1 protein-coding gene is annotated in these 455 nt (G+C 59.1%); it reads left to right on the top strand.

Annotated elements, in window-relative coordinates; all coding sequences use genetic code 11:
- Positions 1-455, top strand: a 455-nt coding sequence (locus CS062_RS25395; protein WP_143742553.1) for an MFS transporter, incomplete at both ends; no start/stop codon positions are given.

The raw sequence follows: 455 nt of genomic DNA, 5'->3' as shown, positions 1-455 counted from the left end.
CGGGAGGCGAAGTTTCCGGCGCTCGAAGTTGTGCGTAGTGCTGGTAAAGGGGTGGTCATCGCCATACTGGCAATGGCTGCAAACAGTGTGTTCTTCTACATGGCAACGGTCTTCGCGTTGTCCTACGGCGAACGACAGGGGGCCAGTCGTGGCCTGATCCTCATTGCCGTGATGTGCGCCGCAGCCGCCCAGATCATTACGCTGCCGATCGCTGCCGTGCTGGCAGACAGATACGGACGACGGCCGGTGATGATCGCAGGGTGCTTGATCGGTGCCGCATCGGCCTTTCCGATCTTCTGGCTTCTGGACACGACGAACTTCTTGGCGATTCTCGCGGCGATGGTCCTTGCCATACCTGTGGTTCATTCGCTGACATATGCGCCGATGGCGAGTTTCATCTCCGAACTGTTCGAAACCCGGCTCCGCTACAGCGGATCCGCGATGGGCTATCAGTT

This window comes from Roseateles chitinivorans (assembly GCF_002761755.1).
Classification (GTDB): Bacteria; Pseudomonadota; Gammaproteobacteria; order Burkholderiales; family Burkholderiaceae_C; genus Roseateles; species Roseateles chitinivorans.
This window is presented reverse-complemented; position numbering and strand designations above follow the sequence as displayed.